The organism is Bradyrhizobium sp. MI1.7, from assembly GCF_055811795.1.
Genome location: NZ_JBVVPO010000003.1, coordinates 1 through 18,159, shown reverse-complemented (window position 1 = coordinate 18,159; position 18,159 = coordinate 1). Strand labels below are relative to the sequence as shown.

Annotated in this window: 18 protein-coding genes and 1 pseudogene; 11 read left to right on the top strand and 8 right to left on the bottom strand. The window is 64.7% G+C overall.

Annotated features, from left to right (window positions below; translation table 11 throughout):
* Nucleotides 1-70: 70 nt before the first annotated feature.
* Nucleotides 71-1,261 (bottom strand): acetylornithine transaminase, encoded by a 1,191-nt coding sequence (locus AC0L3X_RS04575; protein WP_354131540.1) that lies wholly within the window; start codon nucleotides 1,259-1,261, stop codon nucleotides 71-73.
* 288 nt (nucleotides 1,262-1,549) lie between these two features.
* A complete protein-coding gene (locus AC0L3X_RS04570; protein ID WP_354131539.1) occupies nucleotides 1,550-2,707 on the bottom strand; it encodes a tetratricopeptide repeat protein in 1,158 nt (385 codons plus the stop codon).
* 115 nt (nucleotides 2,708-2,822) lie between these two features.
* Here AC0L3X_RS04570 and AC0L3X_RS04565 point away from each other — a divergent pair, with 115 nt between their 5' ends.
* The 4 genes and pseudogenes from AC0L3X_RS04565 (at nucleotide 2,823) to AC0L3X_RS04550 (ending at nucleotide 5,448) form a co-directional block, all read left to right on the top strand.
* Nucleotides 2,823-3,773, top strand: a complete 951-nt coding sequence (locus AC0L3X_RS04565) for a hypothetical protein (protein WP_225048847.1) — start codon at nucleotides 2,823-2,825, stop codon at nucleotides 3,771-3,773.
* Nucleotides 3,774-3,815: 42 nt separating this feature from the next.
* A complete protein-coding gene (locus AC0L3X_RS04560) occupies nucleotides 3,816-4,583 on the top strand; it encodes an SH3 domain-containing protein (RefSeq protein ID WP_354097573.1) in 768 nt (255 codons plus the stop codon).
* Nucleotides 4,584-4,725: 142 nt separating this feature from the next.
* Complete coding sequence (locus AC0L3X_RS04555; protein WP_071913796.1) at nucleotides 4,726-5,157, top strand: MerR family transcriptional regulator; 432 nt, start codon at nucleotides 4,726-4,728, stop codon at nucleotides 5,155-5,157.
* A pseudogene (locus AC0L3X_RS04550) lies at nucleotides 5,090-5,448 on the top strand (carboxymuconolactone decarboxylase family protein). The gene AC0L3X_RS04555 and the pseudogene AC0L3X_RS04550 overlap by 68 nt, the downstream one beginning before the upstream one ends.
* A 238-nt stretch (nucleotides 5,449-5,686) precedes the next feature.
* Here the strand turns inward: AC0L3X_RS04550 and rimO are convergent.
* The gene (gene rimO / locus AC0L3X_RS04545; protein WP_166341298.1) at nucleotides 5,687-7,012 is read right to left on the bottom strand and encodes a 30S ribosomal protein S12 methylthiotransferase RimO; all 1,326 of its coding nucleotides are present in this window, start codon (nucleotides 7,010-7,012) and stop codon (nucleotides 5,687-5,689) included.
* Nucleotides 7,013-7,123: 111 nt separating this feature from the next.
* Between rimO and AC0L3X_RS04540 the strand changes: the two genes are divergently transcribed.
* From AC0L3X_RS04540 to AC0L3X_RS04520, 5 genes are all read left to right on the top strand, one after another.
* Nucleotides 7,124-7,714: an ANTAR domain-containing response regulator gene (locus tag AC0L3X_RS04540; protein WP_027559205.1), complete on the top strand. Its 591-nt coding sequence runs from the start codon at nucleotides 7,124-7,126 to the stop codon at nucleotides 7,712-7,714.
* Nucleotides 7,711-8,874, top strand: coding sequence for a CmpA/NrtA family ABC transporter substrate-binding protein (locus tag AC0L3X_RS04535; RefSeq protein WP_354096464.1), 1,164 nt, complete (start codon nucleotides 7,711-7,713; stop codon nucleotides 8,872-8,874). Before AC0L3X_RS04540 ends, AC0L3X_RS04535 begins: the two co-directional genes overlap by 4 nt.
* A gap of 333 nt (nucleotides 8,875-9,207) precedes the next feature.
* Nucleotides 9,208-10,989, top strand: coding sequence for a NirA family protein (locus AC0L3X_RS04530; RefSeq protein ID WP_063983230.1), 1,782 nt, complete (start codon nucleotides 9,208-9,210; stop codon nucleotides 10,987-10,989).
* Nucleotides 10,986-12,593, top strand: coding sequence for a sulfite reductase subunit alpha (locus tag AC0L3X_RS04525; RefSeq protein ID WP_063983231.1), 1,608 nt, complete (start codon nucleotides 10,986-10,988; stop codon nucleotides 12,591-12,593). Before AC0L3X_RS04530 ends, AC0L3X_RS04525 begins: the two co-directional genes overlap by 4 nt.
* Before the next feature lie 329 nt (nucleotides 12,594-12,922).
* Entirely contained in the window at nucleotides 12,923-13,075 is a 153-nt protein-coding gene (locus tag AC0L3X_RS04520) for a hypothetical protein (RefSeq protein WP_014495196.1), read from the top strand.
* Here the strand turns inward: AC0L3X_RS04520 and AC0L3X_RS04515 are convergent, their stop codons facing one another.
* From AC0L3X_RS04515 to pxpB, 3 genes are read right to left on the bottom strand one after another with little or no spacing between them, the layout of a single operon-like run.
* The gene (locus AC0L3X_RS04515) at nucleotides 13,076-13,846 is read right to left on the bottom strand and encodes a LamB/YcsF family protein (RefSeq protein WP_063983232.1); all 771 of its coding nucleotides are present in this window, start codon (nucleotides 13,844-13,846) and stop codon (nucleotides 13,076-13,078) included.
* A 32-nt stretch (nucleotides 13,847-13,878) separates the two neighbouring features.
* Nucleotides 13,879-14,916 (bottom strand): 5-oxoprolinase subunit C family protein, encoded by a 1,038-nt coding sequence (locus AC0L3X_RS04510; RefSeq protein ID WP_063983233.1) that lies wholly within the window; start codon nucleotides 14,914-14,916, stop codon nucleotides 13,879-13,881.
* A complete protein-coding gene (pxpB, locus tag AC0L3X_RS04505) occupies nucleotides 14,913-15,644 on the bottom strand; it encodes a 5-oxoprolinase subunit PxpB (protein WP_063983234.1) in 732 nt (243 codons plus the stop codon). Before pxpB ends, AC0L3X_RS04510 begins: the two co-directional genes overlap by 4 nt.
* A 258-nt stretch (nucleotides 15,645-15,902) precedes the next feature.
* Here pxpB and AC0L3X_RS04500 point away from each other — a divergent pair, with 258 nt between their 5' ends.
* Nucleotides 15,903-16,601, top strand: a complete 699-nt coding sequence (locus tag AC0L3X_RS04500) for a ribonuclease activity regulator RraA (protein WP_063983235.1) — start codon at nucleotides 15,903-15,905, stop codon at nucleotides 16,599-16,601.
* Nucleotides 16,602-16,619: 18 nt separating this feature from the next.
* Nucleotides 16,620-17,024, top strand: a complete 405-nt coding sequence (locus tag AC0L3X_RS04495; RefSeq protein ID WP_063983236.1) for a (R)-mandelonitrile lyase — start codon at nucleotides 16,620-16,622, stop codon at nucleotides 17,022-17,024.
* A 142-nt stretch (nucleotides 17,025-17,166) separates the two neighbouring features.
* Here the strand turns inward: AC0L3X_RS04495 and AC0L3X_RS04490 are convergent, their stop codons facing one another.
* Together AC0L3X_RS04490 and AC0L3X_RS04485 are read right to left on the bottom strand one after the other, a co-directional pair.
* Nucleotides 17,167-17,523: a hypothetical protein gene (locus tag AC0L3X_RS04490; RefSeq protein WP_354096467.1), complete on the bottom strand. Its 357-nt coding sequence runs from the start codon at nucleotides 17,521-17,523 to the stop codon at nucleotides 17,167-17,169.
* A gap of 181 nt (nucleotides 17,524-17,704) precedes the next feature.
* On the bottom strand, nucleotides 17,705-18,159 hold a 455-nt coding region (locus AC0L3X_RS04485), incomplete at its 5' end, for a DUF2147 domain-containing protein (protein ID WP_473316280.1).

The window sequence follows — 18,159 nt, the reverse complement described above, 5'->3', positions numbered from 1 at the left end:
CGGCTGGGCCCCGGCTCTGCAGCGCACCGCCGAAGGGGCGCTGCGCTGCGTCCGGGGCACGAGACTGGCCTCACGCCACCCGCCGTGCCGCGCCGGCCCTGGTCAAAATCCCGTCGAGACAATCGATCATCTCGGCGATCTCGGCCCGCGTGACGTTCAGCGCCGGCATGAAGCGCAGCGTGTCGAGCTGCGGCGCGTTCAGGAGCACGCCGGCCTCGAACGCCTGCGCGACGATGCCTGGCGCGATCGGCAGCTTGAGGTCGAGCGCGAGCAAGAGGCCACGTCCCCGCACGCCGCCGAGGCCGTGCCGGGCCGAGACCTTCTGCAACTCGCTTTCGAGCAGCAGGCCGGTCTCGGTGACCGACTTCAGGAAGTCGGGCTTGCTGATCTCCTCCAGCACCGCGAGCCCCGCCGCGCACATGATCGGGTTGCCGTTGAAGGTCCCGCCCTGATCGCCGTGCTCGAAGCAGGAGGCACGTTCGGTTGCGAGCAGGGCTGCGAGCGGCACGCCACCGCCGATGCCTTTGCCGAGCGTCATGATGTCGGGCGCGATGCCGGTGTGCTCGTAGTGGAAGAGTTTTCCGGTCCGGCCCATGCCGGTCTGGATCTCGTCAAAAATGAGCAGCAGGCCGTGCGCGTCGGTGAGCGCGCGCAGTTCCTTCAGGAACTGATCGGTCGCGGGCCACACGCCGGACTCGCCCTGGATCGGCTCCAGCATCACCGCGACGGTGTTGTCGTTGATCAGCTTCTCGACCGAGGCGATGTCGTTCAGCTTCGCCTTCTTGAAGCCGGCGACCTTCGGCTCGAACAGCGGCTCGAACGCCTTCTTGCCCGAGGCTGACATCGTCGCCAGCGTCCGGCCGTGGAAGCCGCCTGCGAAGCTGATGATCTCGAACGCGCCGTTCCCGTGCAGGCTGCCGTATTTGCGCGCGAGCTTGATCGCGCCCTCGTTGGCCTCCGCACCCGAGTTGGCAAAGAACACCTGGTCGAACGCGCTGTTTGCGACAAGCCGCTCGGCAAGCTTCAGGCTCGGCTCGTTGTAGAACGCCGGGCTTGGCGTCAGCAACCGCTTGGCCTGCGCGGAAAGCGCATCGGCGATCGCGGGCGGGGAGTGACCGAGGCAGTTCACGGCCCAGCCCTGCACGAAATCGAGATAGCGCTTGCGGCTGTCGTCCCAGAGGTAGGAGCCCGCGCCGCGGACGAACACGGCCTTGGGCCGTGCGGTGATGTCCATCAGCGCGTCAAACGGATGCGTGGTCATGTCGAACTCCTGTGGGGACGGGGTGGAAAAGGGGCGCAAAAAGCAGAAAGGCCGCACCTTGCGGGTGCGGCCTTCTCGAAAACTCGGCTGAATTCAGTGGTTCAGCGGCGTCGTCGGACATGGCGCACCCTCTCGTCGTCGCGGAAGCGACGGCGGAGCATTTCGGTGCGCTGATGGGTCCGAGCGTTGATCATGGGGCGCGGCAATACATGCGAACGGCGGGACTTGTCAAGCGGGCGTTTTGAAAAACACCCGTCCGGCGTGCATCGGCGGCGAGATCGGAGCACGTCACTGAACGCCGTAGCGCGCAAAACTGTCCGCGATGCCGGCGTTGATTGCCTTGGCGGCCGCGATGTCTTGCTCAGCGCCTTCACTGTCGCCCTTCTTTCGCTTCGCCAGTCCGCGGCCGTAGAGGGAGCCGTCGAGCTCAGGCTTTGCGCTCAGCGCCGCGTCGTAATCCGCAATCGCCGCGTCGAGATTGCCGAGCTTCAGATTCGTGAGGGCGCGGCTGTCCAGCGTATAGGGGTCGTTGGGAGCCATCCGCAGCGACTGCTCGCAATCGGCCAGCGCCTCCTGCAGGCGGCCAAGGATCGCACGCGTCATGCAACGCGAATTGAACACGCCCGGATAGCTCGCATTGGCCTTGATCGAGCGATCGTAATCCTCCAGCGCCTGCGCATAGTCGTGGGTGTCGAAATACATGTTCGCGCGCGCAAAGAAATCGCGATCGTTGTTCGGACTGAGCTGAAGCGATTTTGCGAAGTCGGCGAGCGCACGCGCACGGTCGCCGCGGTCGCGGAAGACGCGTGCACGGTTGCCGTAGGCCGGGCCGTAATTCGGGTCGAGCTTGATCGAGAGATCGAAATCCGCCAGTGCGCGAGCGTCGTCGCCATGGTTGCGATAGGCAGTGCCGCGATTGAAATAGGCCAGCGCAAATTTAGGGTCGAGCTTGATGGCCTGATCGTAGTCGGCCATCGCATGCTCGGAGTCGTTCTTGTGGATGTGGGAATTGCCGCGGTTGTTGTAGTAGAGCGCGTCGCGGGAATTCAGCCGAATGGCGCGTGTGTAGTCGGCAATGGCGTGGTCGGTGTCGCCGAGATCGTCGTGGGCGATGCCGCGATTGTACCAGAGGTCGGCGTCTTTCGGATCGAGATCGATGGCACGGTTGAAGTCCGCCAGGGCACGCTCCGTGTCGCCTTTTCGCCGAAACATCTCGCCGCGATTGGCCAGCGCCCGCACATTCGAGGGATCGGCCTTGAGCACGGCCGAGCAGCCGGCGATGCGCTGATCCTCGTTTCCCCCGTCGTCGTCGCCATAGCACCATTGGCGTGCCTGCGCGGCTGACGGCGATCGCGCGGTGGCGGGGGCGGACAGGGCGAACACGGCCATTGCGATGCCGATCGCAGACAGCTTGAAGCGAATCCTTGACGTTTCAGTGTGTTTCATTGTTTTCCACATCGAAACCATTGCGCCTCTAGCGCGTTTGTGATCGAAGGACGCGACTTGGTTCGAACCGAATGCATCACGGATCAGACCAAGAAGGCGGGACCAACCAGATAGTTTGAAGACCTTGTCCGATACGCCTTACCCGATCGACCTCGACAGCATTCGCGGCGCGTTTCCGCCGGGCATCGAGGCGCCATCCCTGCTGGTCGACTTTGCCGATTGGCTGAACGGGCGCCCGTGGGGCAGCGTCGGCCGTTTCTCGCTGCAAGGCCAGTTCTCCGATCAGGCGCCGATCTTCGACGGCAGTCCCTTGCGCGACAGGTTTTCACTGTTCATGCGGCTGCCGGATGGCTCGGCCGTCGGCGGCTGGTATGGCGCAGGTCTTGATCGCGACAACCCGCCGATCGTGGGGCTGGGCTCCGAGGGCGACTACGAGCTGCTCGCGCCGAGCCTCGACGGCTTGCTGGCGAAGCTGACGTCACAGCAATTTGACAAGGCCTGGAGCGATCTCAAGCCGCATGACGAGGTCGAGTGCCAGACCGACGAGCTCGCGAAATGGCTTGCGGGACAGCCGATCGGCGACAAGGCCGCGTGTGACGACGGTGCTGCAGAGCTTCCCGATTTCCGCGGCTTCGTGGAAAAATGGAGCCGGGATCGCGAAGACTATTGGGCCAATCATCGCTTGATGGCCGAGCTCGGCTGGCGGCTCGCCGCGCATCTGCCCAAGGGCAAGAAGCCCTGGGACAAGACCCGCTTCGAGGTCGCGATCGTCGGCAAGCAGTACGAGGCCCGCGTCCTGACCCTCGGCCCGCAGCCGTTCGAGGAGGCCGCCTCGATCGAATCGCTGCTGCGCGATCTGCGCGAGGAGATGCGCAAGGCACAGCCCGAGCTCGGGCTGTGGCACGCGATGAAATTCGGCCTCTATGTCGACGGCCGCGTCATGCCGAACTTCGAATACGATGTGCGTCCGATCATCGGCGGCGAGCCGGCGCAGCTCTCCGAAGCAAAGGCCGATCTCGCCCGCGCCCCGCGCCCGGAGCGGTGGGTGCCGAAATGGCTGGCGTGACGGAACACCGTCAGAATCCCGTCACGGAGCCGTGCAATCAGGTTGCTGATTGAATTAGCTTCTCGTCGGGGTAGTTCGCTGATGCGCGGCCTTTGTCACCGGTTGATTGTCGCGATCCTGCTGATGTCAGCGGCCTCGGCCGCAGACGCGCAAACCGAGCTCGTGGAAAGCGCCGTTGCCGACCTTCCGATCGTGCTGGCTACCGATCCCGCGCTCACGCGGCCTCACGTGATCACACCGGACGAAAAGAAAAACAGCGATGAGGCCGATGCTGGCGGCGTTATTCTCACCTACGTTTTTGAAACGAAGCTTCGCCTTCGGTCGGAGAGGTACTTCCTGGTTGTCTGCAGCTCCGGCGGTAGTGCCGACTACAATTGCGTATTTAACCTGATTGGAGGCGCGGGCGATCTCTATCAAGACCAGATCGAAGGCCTCCGATTCGAGATACCCGGCGACGGGTGCGTCTACGCCTCCGGTCACGTCAATACGATGTTCGACCATCGACGCAAGTACTGCCTTGACGACGACCGGTTGAAGGAGGTTAACCAGCCGTTTCATTACGTCGGCCTCAAGTCAAAGACGCTGCATGACCTGACGTTCTATTTCGATAAGGCTGCGACGAATGCGGTCGGCACCATTCCGAAAGGTGAGTTCGTTGAGGTGCTCGTCGCAAGCGACCGACGTGAGGAAGACTCGTCCGAGCGCTACCATTTCCTCGTTCGGGACAAGAACGGACTGACTGGTTGGGTCAGTCTGGCCGGAGGTCAGCAAGCGGAAGACATCGAGGGAATCTTTTTTGCCGGCGACTAGTCGCGTCGAACCGGTGTTCTTCTGCTGTCGCGCCGTCTTGACCTCGCGGGAACGGCACCTTCGATCCCCCTTGCGATCCCCCTTGACTTAGAGTGCGCTCGAAGGGGTATCTGTACGTGCGTCAGTACGAGAACGGGCACACATGAAGATCGGCGACCTCGCAAAACGAACCGGCTTGTCGACGCACACGTTGCGTTATTATGAGCGCGTCGGGCTGCTGCCATACGCAGACCGGGATCGTTCCGGCCAGCGTGACTTTGACGCATCGATCCTCACCTGGATCGCATTCCTCGGTCGGCTCAAGACCACGGGAATGCCGATCCGGGACATGTTGCGTTATGCGGCGCTTCGTGATGAAGGCGATGCCACCGGGCCAGCCCGGCGGCAGATGCTGGAAATCCACCGGGAACAGGTTCGCACGCAGATTGCCGAACTCCAGGAATGCCTGCTCGTCCTTGATACCAAGATCTCCGGTTATGCCGGCGATGAACAGAGGACGAAGGAAAATGACGCACGCCCAAACACAAGCCGAAAGCCGCTTCGATCGCGGCCAGCGGGCCCTGTCACGCATTGACGGCAGAGCCGGCGAAAAGGTCGTCGCCTCACTCGCCGCCCGGACCTCGGCCTGCGCGATCGAGAGATCGCGACGATCGCCGCGCTGACGGCGCTCGGAAATGCCGCGCCTCAGCTCAAAGTGCATATCGAGGCGGGTCTGAACGTCGGGCTGTCTCGCGACGAGATCGTGGAGATCATCATGCAGATGGCCGTCTATGCGGGCTTCCCGGCGGCGGTGAACGGGCTGTTCGCAGCCAAGGAGGTGTTTTCCGCGCATGACGGACGGCAGGCGTCGGGAGAAGCGACGTGACGTCATCGCGAGCGCGGCAAAGGCGATAGCGGACCCGTCATCCCCGCGAGCGCGTAGCGCTCGTCGGTGAAGGTGCGAGGCATGGGACGCAAGGCGTCCCATGGGGAGCCTCGAAGGATGAGCGGCCGGGATGCCGGGCCGTCGTCCTTCGAGGCTCGCTCTACGGCGCGGTTGCGCCGCAGAGCGAGCGCCTCAGGATGACGGTGATGGTGCGCTGCGCTCGCAATGACAGAGGGTTTCAGAATCCCGCGACGCTGCCGTGCAGGTCGTATTGGTCGGCTCGCTCGATCTTCGCGGTGACGATCTCGCCGACGCGCAACGGGCGGCGGCTGGAGAGATAAACCGCGCCGTCAATCTCCGGCGCGTCGGCCTTGGAGCGGCCTTTTGAAACCGTCGGGCCGACCTCGTCGATGATGATCTGCTGGCGCGTGCCGACCTTGCGCTTCAGCCGGCGCGCGGAGATCTTCTGCTGGCGGGCCATCAGCGCGTTGTAGCGCTCCTGCTTGATCTCTTCGGGCACGGGGTTCTCGATCGCATTCGACGTCGCACCGGCAACCGGCTCGTATTTGAAGCAGCCGAGGCGATCGATCTCGGCCTCATCCAGCCAGTCAAGCAGATAGGCGAAATCGGCATCGGTCTCGCCGGGGAAGCCGACGATGAAGGTCGAACGCAAAGCGAGATCGGGACATTCCTCGCGCCAGCGCTTGATCCGCGCCAGCGTCTTGTCCTGCGCTGCAGGGCGCTTCATCGCCTTCAGCACCTCGGGGCTCGCATGCTGGAACGGGATGTCGAGATAGGGCAGCACCTTGCCCTCGTTCATCAGCGCGATGACCTCGTCGACATGCGGGTAGGGGTAGACATATTGCAGCCGGACCCAGGCGCCGAGCTCGCCGAGCTCGCGCGCGAGGTCGAGGAATTTGGCGCGGACCTGGCGATCCCTCCACGGGCTCTCGGCGTATTTGAGATCGACGCCGTAGGCGGAGGTGTCCTGCGAGATCACCAGCAGCTCTTTGACGCCGGCGCTGACAAGGCGCTCGGCCTCGCGCAACACGTCGTTGGCCGGACGCGAGACGAGATCGCCGCGCAGCTTCGGGATGATGCAGAACGTGCAGCGGTTGTTGCAGCCCTCGGAGATCTTCAAGTACGCGTAGTGGCGCGGCGTCAGCTTGATGCCCTGGGGCGGCACCAGATCGAGATGCGGATTGTGGGCGGGCGGCAGCGCGCGGTGCACGGCGTCCAGCACGCTCTCATATTGCTGCGGGCCGGTGATGGAGAGCACGCCGGGATAGGCTTGCTCGATCTGCTCGGGTTCCGCGCCCATGCAACCGGTCACGATCACCTTGCCGTTCTCGGCCATGGCCTCGCCGATCGCCGAAAGCGATTCCTGCTTGGCACTGTCGAGGAAGCCGCACGTATTGACGATGACGATGTCAGCCCCGTCATGCTTGCGGGCGAGCTCGTAGCCCTCGGCGCGCAGGCGCGTGATGATGCGCTCGGAATCCACCAATGCCTTGGGACACCCGAGCGACACGAAGCTGACCTTGGGCGCAGCCGTCTGATCCATATCTGATCTGCCTGATTGACAGGCCTGAGCTAGTCCCAATTGCCCATAATTACAACCCTTTGCATCGCCCTCCGGCATGCTATGGATGAATCGCCGGGTGGTGAGTGAGCTATGAGCGCCGAACAGTCGCCTAAAATCGTGATTGTCGACGAAAGCCCGATCCGGGCTGCGATCCTCGAGGAAGGGTTGCGGGAGGCCGGATTCACGCAAGTCGTCCATATCCGCGAGATGCAGAGCCTGCTCGCCCGTATTTATGCGGTGGATCCCGACATCATCCTGATCGATCTGGAAAACCCCAGCCGCGACGTGCTTGAGGCGATGTTCCAGGTCAGCCGCGCCGTGAAGCGGCCGATCGCGATGTTCGTGGACCAGAGCGACTCAGCCTCGATCCAGGCGTCCGTGGAGGCGGGAGTATCCGCCTACATCGTCGACGGGTTGAAGAAGGAGCGCATCAAGCCGATCCTCGACCTCTGCGTGTCCCGCTTCAACGCCTTCGCAAAACTCCAGGAGGAGCTGGAGCGCACCAAGTCGCAGCTCGAGGACCGCAAGATCATCGAGAAGGCCAAGGGAATTTTGATGAAGGTCAAGGGCCTCACCGAGGACGAGGCCTACGTGCTGCTGCGCTCCACGGCGATGCGCGAGAAGAAGAAAATCGGCGAGATCGCGCAATCGATCATCACCGCGTCGGAGATGCTGAAATGACCGGTCCCCTCCGCATCGGGTTCATCCCGCTGGTCGACGCCGCCGCCCTGATCGTCGCCGTCGACAAGGGCTTTGCTGCCGCCGAAGGGCTCGAGGTCGAGCTGGTGCGCGAGGTCTCCTGGTCCAACGTGCGTGACAAGCTCAATATCGGCCTGTTCGACGCCGCGCATCTGCTGGCGCCGGTCGCGATCGCGTCCTCGCTCGGGCTCGGCCACGTCAAGGTGCCGATCGCGGCGCCCTTCAACCTCGGCATCAACGGCAACGCGATCACGGTCTCGCCTGCGCTTCACGCCGCGCTGATGGAGGAGATCGACGGTGACCGCTTCGATCCGCTTGTCACGGCGAACGCGCTGGCGAAGGTCGTCGCGAAGCGGCGCAAGCTAGGTGCCGATCCGCTGACCTTCGGCATGACCTTCCCGTTCTCGACCCACAATTACCAGCTGCGGTTCTGGATGGCGGCGGCCGGCGTCGATCCGGACGAGGATGTGCGTCTCGTGGTGCTGCCGCCGCCCTACATGGTCGATAGCCTCGCCAATGGCCATGTCGATGCGTTCTGCGTCGGCGCGCCCTGGAACTCGGTCGCGGTCGATCTCGGCATAGGCCACATCCTGCATTTCGTCTCCGACATTCTCGTGCGCGCTGCAGAGAAGGTGCTGGCGGTTCGTCAGGTCTGGGCCGACAAGCATCCGGATGTGGTGGCAGCGCTGGTGCGCGCGGCCGTGAAGGGCGCCGAGTTCATCGAGAACCCCGCGAACCTGTCTGAAGCGGCGCGGATCCTGGCGCAGCCGGAACGGATCGGCGTCGATGCCGAAGTCATTCAGCGAACCCTCACCGGGCGCCTGAAGATTTCTCCCGACGGCACCCTCCGCGAGAGCGGTCGGTATCTCCTGGTCGGACGCGAAGGGGCAGGGCGCCCCGATCCGGTCCAGGCGGCCTGGCTCTATGCGCAGATGGTGCGCTGGGGGCAGACCGCACTGACGCCGGACGGCGTCAAGACCGCGATGGCCGTGTTCAGGCCCGATCTCTACGACGCAGCCCTCGGTCAGCCATCGCCCGCTGAAGCCCCCGCGGCGTTCGGGGCATTTGCGGGCCCGGCCTTCGATCCCGGTAACATCCGCGGGCATCTGGAGGCCTTCGAGGTCGGACGCTGGAAGGCCTGATTCGGTTCTGCATCGTTTTTAGGCGGAAGAGATCATCGGCTAAATTTTGGGCCGCCTGCTCGAATTTCATGAGAGTTCCAGACCGCGATTTTCCGGGCTCGTCTGTATCCATCTGAAATCAAAGCAATTTTCATTTCATCGAAGCTGGCACGCAACTTGTATGTTGCAGTGCGGCCAGCTTGTCACAGACGCCTGCTGAGCCAAGTCCCGCAGCAACGAAGCTGACCGGACCGTTGGGTGCGCAGCCGGCTTCTTGAGCCAGCCGAGTTCCTCGCGGGTCGCGCAATTTTCCGTCGATGCCACCCGGTGGCCGCAGGAGCTTCGTTACCGACCATGAAAATCGATACGCTCTCAGTCGACTTTTCCGACGAGCAGAAACGCTATCTCGAAGGCTTCACGACCGGTTTGCAGATCAGCCGGGTCGGTCGCGGTCTCGGCGGCAGCGCCGGCAAGGCCAATGCCGAGCCCACGGGCCCCGACGCCGTCCACATCAAGGCGCAGGACAAGGTCATCGCAGCCGGCAAGAAGCTCGCCGACCAGGAGAAGTTCAAGCGCGACGAGCATCCGTTCGATGCCTATCCGCGACTGCGGCAGCAGGCGCTCGACAACGCGCCGCCGAGCCCGGCGGACAATTTCCGCTGGCGCTATTACGGCATCTTCTACGTCGCGCCGACGCAGGACTCCTACATGTGCCGGCTGCGCATCCCGAACGGTATCATGAAGCACTGGCAGCTGTCCGGCCTTGCCGATCTCGCCGACGATCTCTGCGGCCCGTACAGTCACGTCACGACGCGCGCCAATCTCCAGCTCCGCGAGATCCCGCCGAAGAATGCGATCAGGCTGATCGAGGGCATCCAGGACCTCGGCCTGTGCTCGCGCGGCTCTGGCGCCGACAACATCCGCAACGTGACGGGGACGCCGACGGCCGGCATCGACCCGCAGGAACTGATCGACACGCGCCCCTATGCGCGTGAGTGGCACTACCACATCCTCAACGATCGCTCGCTCTACGGCCTGCCGCGCAAGTTCAACGTCGCCTTCGACGGCGCCGGCAGGATCGCGGTGCTGGAGGAAACCAACGACATCGCCTTCACCGCGTTCGAGGTGAAGGATGGATTTGGCGTCGAGCCCGGTGTCTGGTTCCGCCTCGGCCTCGGCGGCATCACCGGCCACAAGGACTTTGCAAAATACTCCAACATCATCGTCAAGCCGGAGCAGGCCACCGCCGTCGCCGACGCCATCGTGCGCGTGTTCATCGATCATGGCGATCGCACCAACCGCAACAAGGCGCGGCTGAAATACGTGCTCGATGCCATGGGTCATGACGGCTTCCTCAAGCTTGTCGAGGAGCGGCTGAAGACGCCGTTCACGCGCGTGCCGGAAGAGGCGTTTGCGCCGCGGCCAGCCGCGGACCGCATGGCGCATATCGGCGTGCACAAGCAGAAGCAGGACGGCTTGAACTGGATCGGCGTCTCGCTGACGCTCGGCAAGATCAGCTGCGATCAGATGCGGGGTTTGGCCAAAGTGGCGCAGGACCTCGGCGACGGCGAGATCCGCCTGACCGTCTGGCAGAACCTGCTGATATCGGGCGTGCGCGACGAGAATGTCGAGCTCGCCATCGCGGCGATCAAGCAGATCGGGCTCGCGGTCGAGGCCTCGCACATCCGCGCTGGCCTGATCGCCTGCACCGGCAGTGCCGGCTGCCGCTTCGCGGCTTCCAATACCAAGCGCAATGCCGCCGAGATCGGCGACTGGTGCGAGCCGCGCGTCGCCATGGACAAGCCGGTCAACATCCACGTCACCGGCTGCCATCATTCCTGCGCGCAGCATTACATCAGCGACATCGGCCTGATCGGAGCGCGCGTGCCGATCAACGACGAAGACACGGTGGACGGCTATCACCTCTTCACCGGCGGCGGGTTCGGTCCCGATGCGGATGTCGGGCAGGAGGTCTATCACGACCTCAAGGCCGAAGACGCGCCGAAGACGGTCGAGGGACTGCTCAAGGCCTATATCGCCCACCGCTCGTCGCCCGACGAGACCTTCCTGTCCTTTGCGCGCCGCCATGATGGCGAAACGCTGCGCAAGCTTGCCGATGCACAGGTGTCCGCATGAACCAGATCACGCCCCCGCCGAAACTCGACATCATTCCCGCCAGCGCGCCGTTCTCCGACGCGCAGCGCTCCTGGCTCAACGGCTTCTTTGCCGGGCTGCTGTCGCCTGATGTGGCCACGCCGTTGTCGGCGGAGCAGGGTGCCGCCGTCATGCAAGCCGGTGACGGCGACGACGGTGAAGCGCCATGGCACGACCAGGCCATGCCGATTGCGGACCGGATGAAGCTCGCCGAAGGCCGTCCCGTGCGCCGCAAGATGATGGCCGCGATGGCGCAGCAGGATTGCGGGCAGTGCGGCTACAATTGCCACGACTATTCGGAGGCGATCGCGGGCCGTAGCGAAGCACGGCTCAATCTCTGCGTCCCCGGCGGCAAGGAAACCGCGCGGATGCTGAAGTCGCTGTACGAGGAGCTGGACAAGGCGCCGGCGGCCAAGGCGGCCGACAAGGTGGATGCGGTGGCGGCGCCGGCCGTGACGGTGACGATCGCCGAGCCCGGCCGCTCGCGCGACAATCCGATCGCGGCGACGTTCCTGTCGCGGCGCCTGCTCAACAAGGGGAAGTCTGAGAAAGAGACCTATCACGTCGAGTTCGATCTCGCCGAGAGCAAGCTCGACTATGTCGTCGGCGATAGTTTTGGCGTGTTCGCACGCAACGAGGTCGGCCTCGTCGATCAGATCATCGCGCTGCTCGGCGCCTCCCACACCACCAAGGTCAACGGCAAGACGCTGCGCGAAGTGCTGATCGACGACGTCTCGCTGTCGCCGGCGCCCGACACGCTGTTCGAGCTGATCTCCTTCATCACCGGCGGCGCGCAGCGCGAGAAGGCGCGGGCGCTGGCACAGGGCGAGGATCCCGATGGTGACGCCGCCACGCTCGATGTCATGGCGGCGCTCCAGAAGTTTTCGGGCACGCGGCCGCATCCGGAGGCCTTCGTCGAGGCGCTGGAGCCGCTCCAGCCGCGGCTGTATTCGATCTCGTCCTCGCACAATGCGACGCCCGGAAAGCTGTCGCTGACGGTGGACTCCGTGCGTTACGTCATCGGCAAGCGCAAGCGGATCGGCGTGGCCTCGACCTTCCTCGGCGAACGCATCGCCGAGGGCGAGAAGCTCAAGGTCTATGTGCAGAAGGCGCACGGTTTCGGCCTGCCGCAGGATCCGAAGACGCCTGTCATCATGATCGGCCCCGGCACCGGCATCGCGCCGTTCCGCGCCTTCCTGCTCGACCGCAAGGCGACCGGCGCGCCCGGCAAGAACTGGCTGTTCTTCGGCCATCAGCGCAGCGATTGCGATTTCTTCTATCAGGAAGAGCTCAACGCGATGAAGACCTCGGGGCTGTTGACGCGCATGTCGCTGGCCTGGTCGCGCGACGGCGAGAAGAAGTTCTACGTGCAGGACCGCATGCGCGAGGTCGGCCGCGAGGTGTGGACCTGGCTTGCCGAAGGCGCGCATCTGTACATCTGCGGCGATGCCAAACGCATGGCCAAGGACGTCGAGCGCGCGCTGGTCGACATCGTCGCGCAGTTCGGGGCGCGTTCGACGGATGAGGCCGTCAGTTTCGTCGCCGAGCTCAAGAAGACGGGCCGCTTCCAGGCTGACGTCTACTAAGGCGCGAGCCGATCAGCGCAAATCGTCCCGGCGGCGCAACCGCCGGACGTCGCGCCGTTGGCCGCTTCTACTGTGCATGGGGTTGTTTTCGATAATTTTGTTTGGAGGGGGCTGAAGGCCTCCGCCCGGCTGTCATCCCACCGTCATCCGGGCCGGTTCCAGCTGGCTCGGATCTTAACGAATAAGATTCTCGGAACCCTTGGGTGCAGAGAATTTGCACCTGCGACGGGGCGCCTTCAGAGAACCTCCATCGCTATTTTCTCCGCCATCTTGCCTCCCGCCAGGGTTGATCCTTCATACTCCCACAAATGGGGCGTTGGAGATCGACCATGCGCGAACTATCGGCGGAAGCCAGGCTGCACTTCTACGCGCGCTCGCTCTCGCGTCGGACCGGGGCGAGCATGCATCACGTTGGGCTCTACAGCGCCTTCGCGGTCATCGCGGCCATCGTGTTCGGCACGCTCTCGGTGCATCCGTTCTGATTACGCCCCGCGCTTGAACGGCGCGACCTCGATTCCCGCATCCTTCAACGCCTGACGCAGGCCGCGCGCGATGTCGACTGCGCCCGGCGTATCGCCGTGGATGCACACCGTGTCCGTGCGCATCTTGATCACCTTACCAGTGACCGAAACCACCGCACCGTCCTGCACCATGCGCACCACGCGGTCGGCGATGGCCTTGGCATCGTGCAGCACCGCGCCGGGCTTCTTGCGCGAGACGAGGTTGCCGTCGTCCTCATAGGCGCGGTCGGCGAACACCTCGTGCACCATCGGCAGATTGGCCTCTTCGCCGGCCTTCACCAGCTTTGAATTGGCGAGCACGACGAAGATCAGGCTCGGGTCGACCGCCCTAATGCCGGCGGCGATCGCCTTGGCCGTCATGTCATCCTCGCAGGCGACGTTGGAGAGCGCGCCATGCGCCTTCACATGCGTGACCTTGTGCCCGGCCGCGGTCGCGATAGCCTGCAGCGCGCCAATCTGGTAGGCGACGAGGTTCTCGATCTCGGAAGCCTTCAGGCCCGCGATCGGATGGCGGCCGAAACCGTGCAGGTCGCGGTAGCCAGGGTGGGCGCCGACCGAGACGCCGCGCGCCTTCGCGAGCTCGACCGTCCGGCGCATGATGTCGGGGTCGCCGGCATGGAAGCCGCAGGCGACGTTGACCGAGCTGGCAAGCTCGATCATCGCGGCGTCGTTGCCCATCTCCCACGCGCCAAAACCTTCGCCGAGGTCGCAGTTGAGATCGATCGTCTTCATGGGGTGCTCTCCGCCTCTGGTCGTCTTGTCGCTTACGGCTCCGCCGTGACCTGCCAGGTCCCGGCATCCATGGCGCTCACCGCATAGCCCGCGACATTAGCATCGCTGAGCGCCTCGATGTTCAGCTCGACGGTATCGGAAGAGCGCAGGCGATCGGGCAGGTTGCGGATGAGTTGCGCGAACTTGCGCGCCTCCTCCTGCGCCTCGGCCATGGTGACCTCAAGGAAGCGGAACGCGGTTCCCGCCGAGGTCTGTGCGAGGCGGCCGACATCGGCCGTGATCACGGTTGCGATCTTCGGATAGCCGCCGGACGTGCCGCGATCCATCATCAGAGCGATCGGCGAGCCGTTGCCGGGGACCTGGATGCTGCCGTTGACGGTGCCGTCGGAGACGATGTTGTGGCCATGCAGATGCTTGATCGCCGGGCCCTCGAGCCGGTAGCCCATGCGGTCGGAGGTCGCCGAGATCTTCCACTCGCTATCGAGGAACAGCGCCTTGTTGGCGTCGTCGAACTCGTCGTCCTGCGGTCCGAGCAGGACGCGGATCGGACCTGTTGCAGGCTTCGGCAGCTCGATGCGCAGCTCGGGCGCGCCGCTTGCGGCATCAACTGTGAATTCATCGCCGGCCTGCAGCGGGCGCGGGTAGGGGCTGCCGAGGCCCGCGCGGGCGTTCACCGCAAGGCTGCCGAACACCAGTTCGCCTTTGATCCCGCCTTCGATCGCCAGATAAGTGAACGCGCCGCCGCGGGCAAAGCCCAGCGTCAGCGTCTCGCCGTCCTTGAGCGTCACTGACGTGTCCATGGCCACCGGCTTACCGGCGACGTCCGCATTGCGCGGCGCGCCTGATATCGCGACGCGCACGGCGCCGTCTTTGGCAGTGAACGTGGCGCCGAAGGGGCCGATCTCGACGACGGCCGCGAACGGCGCGTTGCCGACCAGCGTGTTCGCTGCCGCCAGCGACAGACGGTCCATCGCCCCGCTGACCGTCAGGCCGTAGCGCTGCGCGCCGTGGCGGCCGCCGTCCTGAACGGAGCTTGCGGGACCGATGCTGGCGATCACGAGCCGGCTCATGCGACCACCTGCTCGGCGATGATCTCGCCAGCCTCGGCGGCGCGATCCTGTTCCTCGAAGGTCTTGTGGTCGATGGCAAAAAACGTCACGCGATCACCGGGTTCGGTGAGAAAGGTCGGATTCCGGTGGAGTTGATAGGTTCTGACCGGCGTGCGGCCGAGCAGGTGCCAGCCGCTTGGCGCGGCCAGGCACTGGATTCCGGCCTGGATACCGCCGATCGAGATCGTGCCGGCGGGCGTGAACAGCCGCGGGCTCTGCCGCCGCGACATGTGAAGGGATTTGTCGAGGCCGCTGAGATAGGACCAACCCGGGGTGAAACCGATCATGGCAACGCGGTAGTCGCCGGCGATGTGACGGGCGACGATGTCGTCGGGCGTGGTGTTCAGCGCCTTGGCGACATCCTCGAGGTCGATGCCGTGTTCGCCGCCATAGGCGACGGGAATGCGCCAGCGCCGCGCCTTCGTGGCCGGCGGCAGCGGCTGGCTGGCGAGTGCAAGCAGCTTTTCGCCGAGCGCGTCGAAGCCGATCTTGCCGGGGTCGTAATGCACCAGCAGCGAGCGATAGGTCGGAACGGTCTCGGTGATGCCGTCGATGGGGCTTGCTGCGAGCGCCTTGTCGAGCGCGAGCACGCGCTCGTTGGCGGCGTCATCGATGGTGCGGCTGAATTCGACCGTGACGGCGCTGTCGCCACTGGGCAGAAGGCGGGGCGGGGGAAGCGTCGCGGCCATGAGCTGTCGAAGGGCTGTCGAAATCGGGCTTCTCAGGAAATGCGGGCTCAGCCTTGAGTTCCGCTTTTCCTTGCTTCGCGTAAATGCGCCCGCAAGTCCAATAAATTAATGCAAGGGGAAACGATAAAGCGTTGTTATCGCGTCGCATAACAGCCCAGCGGCCCTGCGTTCTTGCTGGCCCTTTGGCCCTTGACGCAAGGGCTGCGGCTCGCAAGATGCCCGCGTTCTTTCCCGCCCATCCGGAGCTCGTTCTCGTCCATGTCGCTGTCCCCCGAAGCCCGCAAGACCCTCGCCGCCATCACCACTGCCACCATCACCACGGTCCTGCTGAAGAAGGGCCTGCGCAACGTGTGGATGCGCGGCGCGCGTCCGCTGCGTCCGGGCCTGCCGCGGCTGGTCGGGCCGGCCTTCACGCTGCGCTTCGTGCCGGCGCGCGAGGATCTGGCGACGCCGGAATCCTGGTCCTCGCCGATCTCGACCCGCACCGCGATCGAGGCGATGCCGGACGGCTGTATTGCCGTGGTCGATGCCATGGGCATCACCGATGCCGGCATCTTCGGCGACATCCTCTGCGCGCGCATGATGAAACGCGGCGTGACCGCACTCGTCACCGACGGCGTGGTGCGGGACGTCGAGGGCGTGCTCGGCACCAATCTTCCGGTGTGGTGCGACGGCTATGCCGCGCCGCCGTCGGTTGCAGGCCTCACCTTCGTCGGCTGGGGCGAGCCGATTGGCTGCGGCGGCGTTGCGGTGTTCCCGAACGACATCGTGGTCGCCGACCAGGACGGCTGCGTGCTGATCCCGCAGGCGATGCTCGATCACGTGCTCAATGAGGGCGTCGAGCAGGAGCGGATGGAAGCCTGGATCGTCAACGAGGTGAACAACGGCGCGGTGCTGCCGGGCCTCTATCCCATGAACGCCGAAACCAAGGCGCGCTACGCCGCCAGCAAGAAGTAACAGGAAACGAGGTATCCCATGGAAATCACCGTCGCAGGCACGCGGCCGACCCGCCGCGCGCCGAAGGAAAATTTTACGGGCACCGTGTTGCAGGACCCCGTGATCATGGCGCCGGCGCCGGCGCGGCTGAACTGCTCGCGCGTCGCCTTTGAGCCGGGCGCGCGTACCAACTGGCACCACCATCCGCTTGGGCAGACGCTCTACGTGATTTCCGGCGTCGGCCGCGTCCAGACCAAGGGTGGCCCCGTCAAGGAGATCCGTCCCGGTGACACCGTCTGGATTCCGCCGGGTGAACTGCACTGGCATGGCGCTTCGCCAAACAACAGCATGTGCCACATCGCCATGCAGGAAGCGCTCGACGGCGTCTATTCGACCTGGCTGGAGCCGGTGACCGACGCGGAGTACGGCGCGGCGCTGGGCTAATCTCTCGTGCCCCGGATGCAATGCAGCGCGTAAGCGCGGCGTTGCTGATCCGGGGCCCACAAGTCTCCTCAAAGCAAGAGCCCTTGGGTCCCGGCTCAGCGCAGCAACGCTGCGCGTTGCAGCGCGTCCGGGACGCGGCAAATCACATCCGCTCCGCCGTCCACGTGCCCGTGCACAGGGGGCCGCGCCATGTGCCGGAGCCTGAAGCGCCGCTGAGCCGGCCGAAGCCGACGGCGCGTTTGATCCCGGTGCTCAAGGTGACGTTGATGCTGCCGGCATCGGCCACGCGGCCGGATGCTGAAACCACAGCGCTGCTCGATGCGATCTGACCGTTGCTGATGCCGATCGAGACCATTGCGCCGTTACCGCAAGTCTCGCTCGATGATGAGATGCGGACATTCCATGCGCCGTCGAAGGTGGAGGTCGCCGCGCCCGCCTGCGTCAGGGGGACGGCGATGGCGACAATGCTGGCGAAGAGACCTTTGCAAAATCTGTTCATGACACGCCCCGTTGGTTGACCATGGGGGGATCGTGGCATGAGCGCGGAACCCGCGATGTGAGGGCTGTCACGTGCGCAAGGGGCTCTGTGAGGTGGCGCACTCCGCAAAGAGATCGCGGACAAAAGTTAAAGGGGTCCGGATCGCGGGCCCCATGTCTCGGTTCGAACGTCGAAGCCGGACTCAGTTCACGCGCGTCCAGGTCTGGCCGCCGCAGAACATGCCGCCAAAGGCGCAGCCCTGCACGCGCAGGCGGTCGGTGCCCCTCATCGCGATCGTGGAATCGTAGGTCGAGCCGGAGTTGGGATCGAGGATGCGACCGGACCATTTCTGATCCTTGTTCTGGTCCTTGCCGGGCTTCATGTTGATCAGGACTTGCTCGCCGTTCTGGTTCGATTTGCTGTCGACCGAATAGCCGCAGAGATTGCTGCCGCATTGCTCGATGCGGACCTTGCCTTCCTTCTCCTCGGTGAGCCAGATGCCGAGCGGTGAATTGAGATCGCGCGCGGGCGCGGCTGCAGGAGCCGGCGGTGCGACGGCAGCCGCCTGAACGGGTGCGGGGGCCGGAGCGGATGTGATTTGCCGCGTCCCGGACGCGCTGCAACGCGCAGCGTTGCTGCGCTGAGCCGGGACCCAAG

Bases quoted from the DNA above. Each gene is read 5' to 3' on its own strand.
- AC0L3X_RS04575 (WP_354131540.1), bottom strand. From the start codon at position 1,261: ATGACCACGCATCCGTTTGACGCGCTGATGGACATCACCGCACGGCCC.
- AC0L3X_RS04570 (WP_354131539.1), bottom strand. From the start codon at position 2,707: ATGAAACACACTGAAACGTCAAGGATTCGCTTCAAGCTGTCTGCGATC.
- AC0L3X_RS04555 (WP_071913796.1), top strand. From the start codon at position 4,726: ATGAAGATCGGCGACCTCGCAAAACGAACCGGCTTGTCGACGCACACG.
- rimO (WP_166341298.1), bottom strand. From the start codon at position 7,012: ATGGATCAGACGGCTGCGCCCAAGGTCAGCTTCGTGTCGCTCGGGTGT.
- AC0L3X_RS04540 (WP_027559205.1), top strand. From the start codon at position 7,124: ATGAGCGCCGAACAGTCGCCTAAAATCGTGATTGTCGACGAAAGCCCG.
- AC0L3X_RS04535 (WP_354096464.1), top strand. From the start codon at position 7,711: ATGACCGGTCCCCTCCGCATCGGGTTCATCCCGCTGGTCGACGCCGCC.
- AC0L3X_RS04530 (WP_063983230.1), top strand. From the start codon at position 9,208: ATGAAAATCGATACGCTCTCAGTCGACTTTTCCGACGAGCAGAAACGC.
- AC0L3X_RS04525 (WP_063983231.1), top strand. From the start codon at position 10,986: ATGAACCAGATCACGCCCCCGCCGAAACTCGACATCATTCCCGCCAGC.
- AC0L3X_RS04520 (WP_014495196.1), top strand. From the start codon at position 12,923: ATGCGCGAACTATCGGCGGAAGCCAGGCTGCACTTCTACGCGCGCTCG.
- AC0L3X_RS04515 (WP_063983232.1), bottom strand. From the start codon at position 13,846: ATGAAGACGATCGATCTCAACTGCGACCTCGGCGAAGGTTTTGGCGCG.
- AC0L3X_RS04510 (WP_063983233.1), bottom strand. From the start codon at position 14,916: ATGAGCCGGCTCGTGATCGCCAGCATCGGTCCCGCAAGCTCCGTTCAG.
- pxpB (WP_063983234.1), bottom strand. From the start codon at position 15,644: ATGGCCGCGACGCTTCCCCCGCCCCGCCTTCTGCCCAGTGGCGACAGC.
- AC0L3X_RS04500 (WP_063983235.1), top strand. From the start codon at position 15,903: ATGTCGCTGTCCCCCGAAGCCCGCAAGACCCTCGCCGCCATCACCACT.
- AC0L3X_RS04495 (WP_063983236.1), top strand. From the start codon at position 16,620: ATGGAAATCACCGTCGCAGGCACGCGGCCGACCCGCCGCGCGCCGAAG.
- AC0L3X_RS04490 (WP_354096467.1), bottom strand. From the start codon at position 17,523: ATGAACAGATTTTGCAAAGGTCTCTTCGCCAGCATTGTCGCCATCGCC.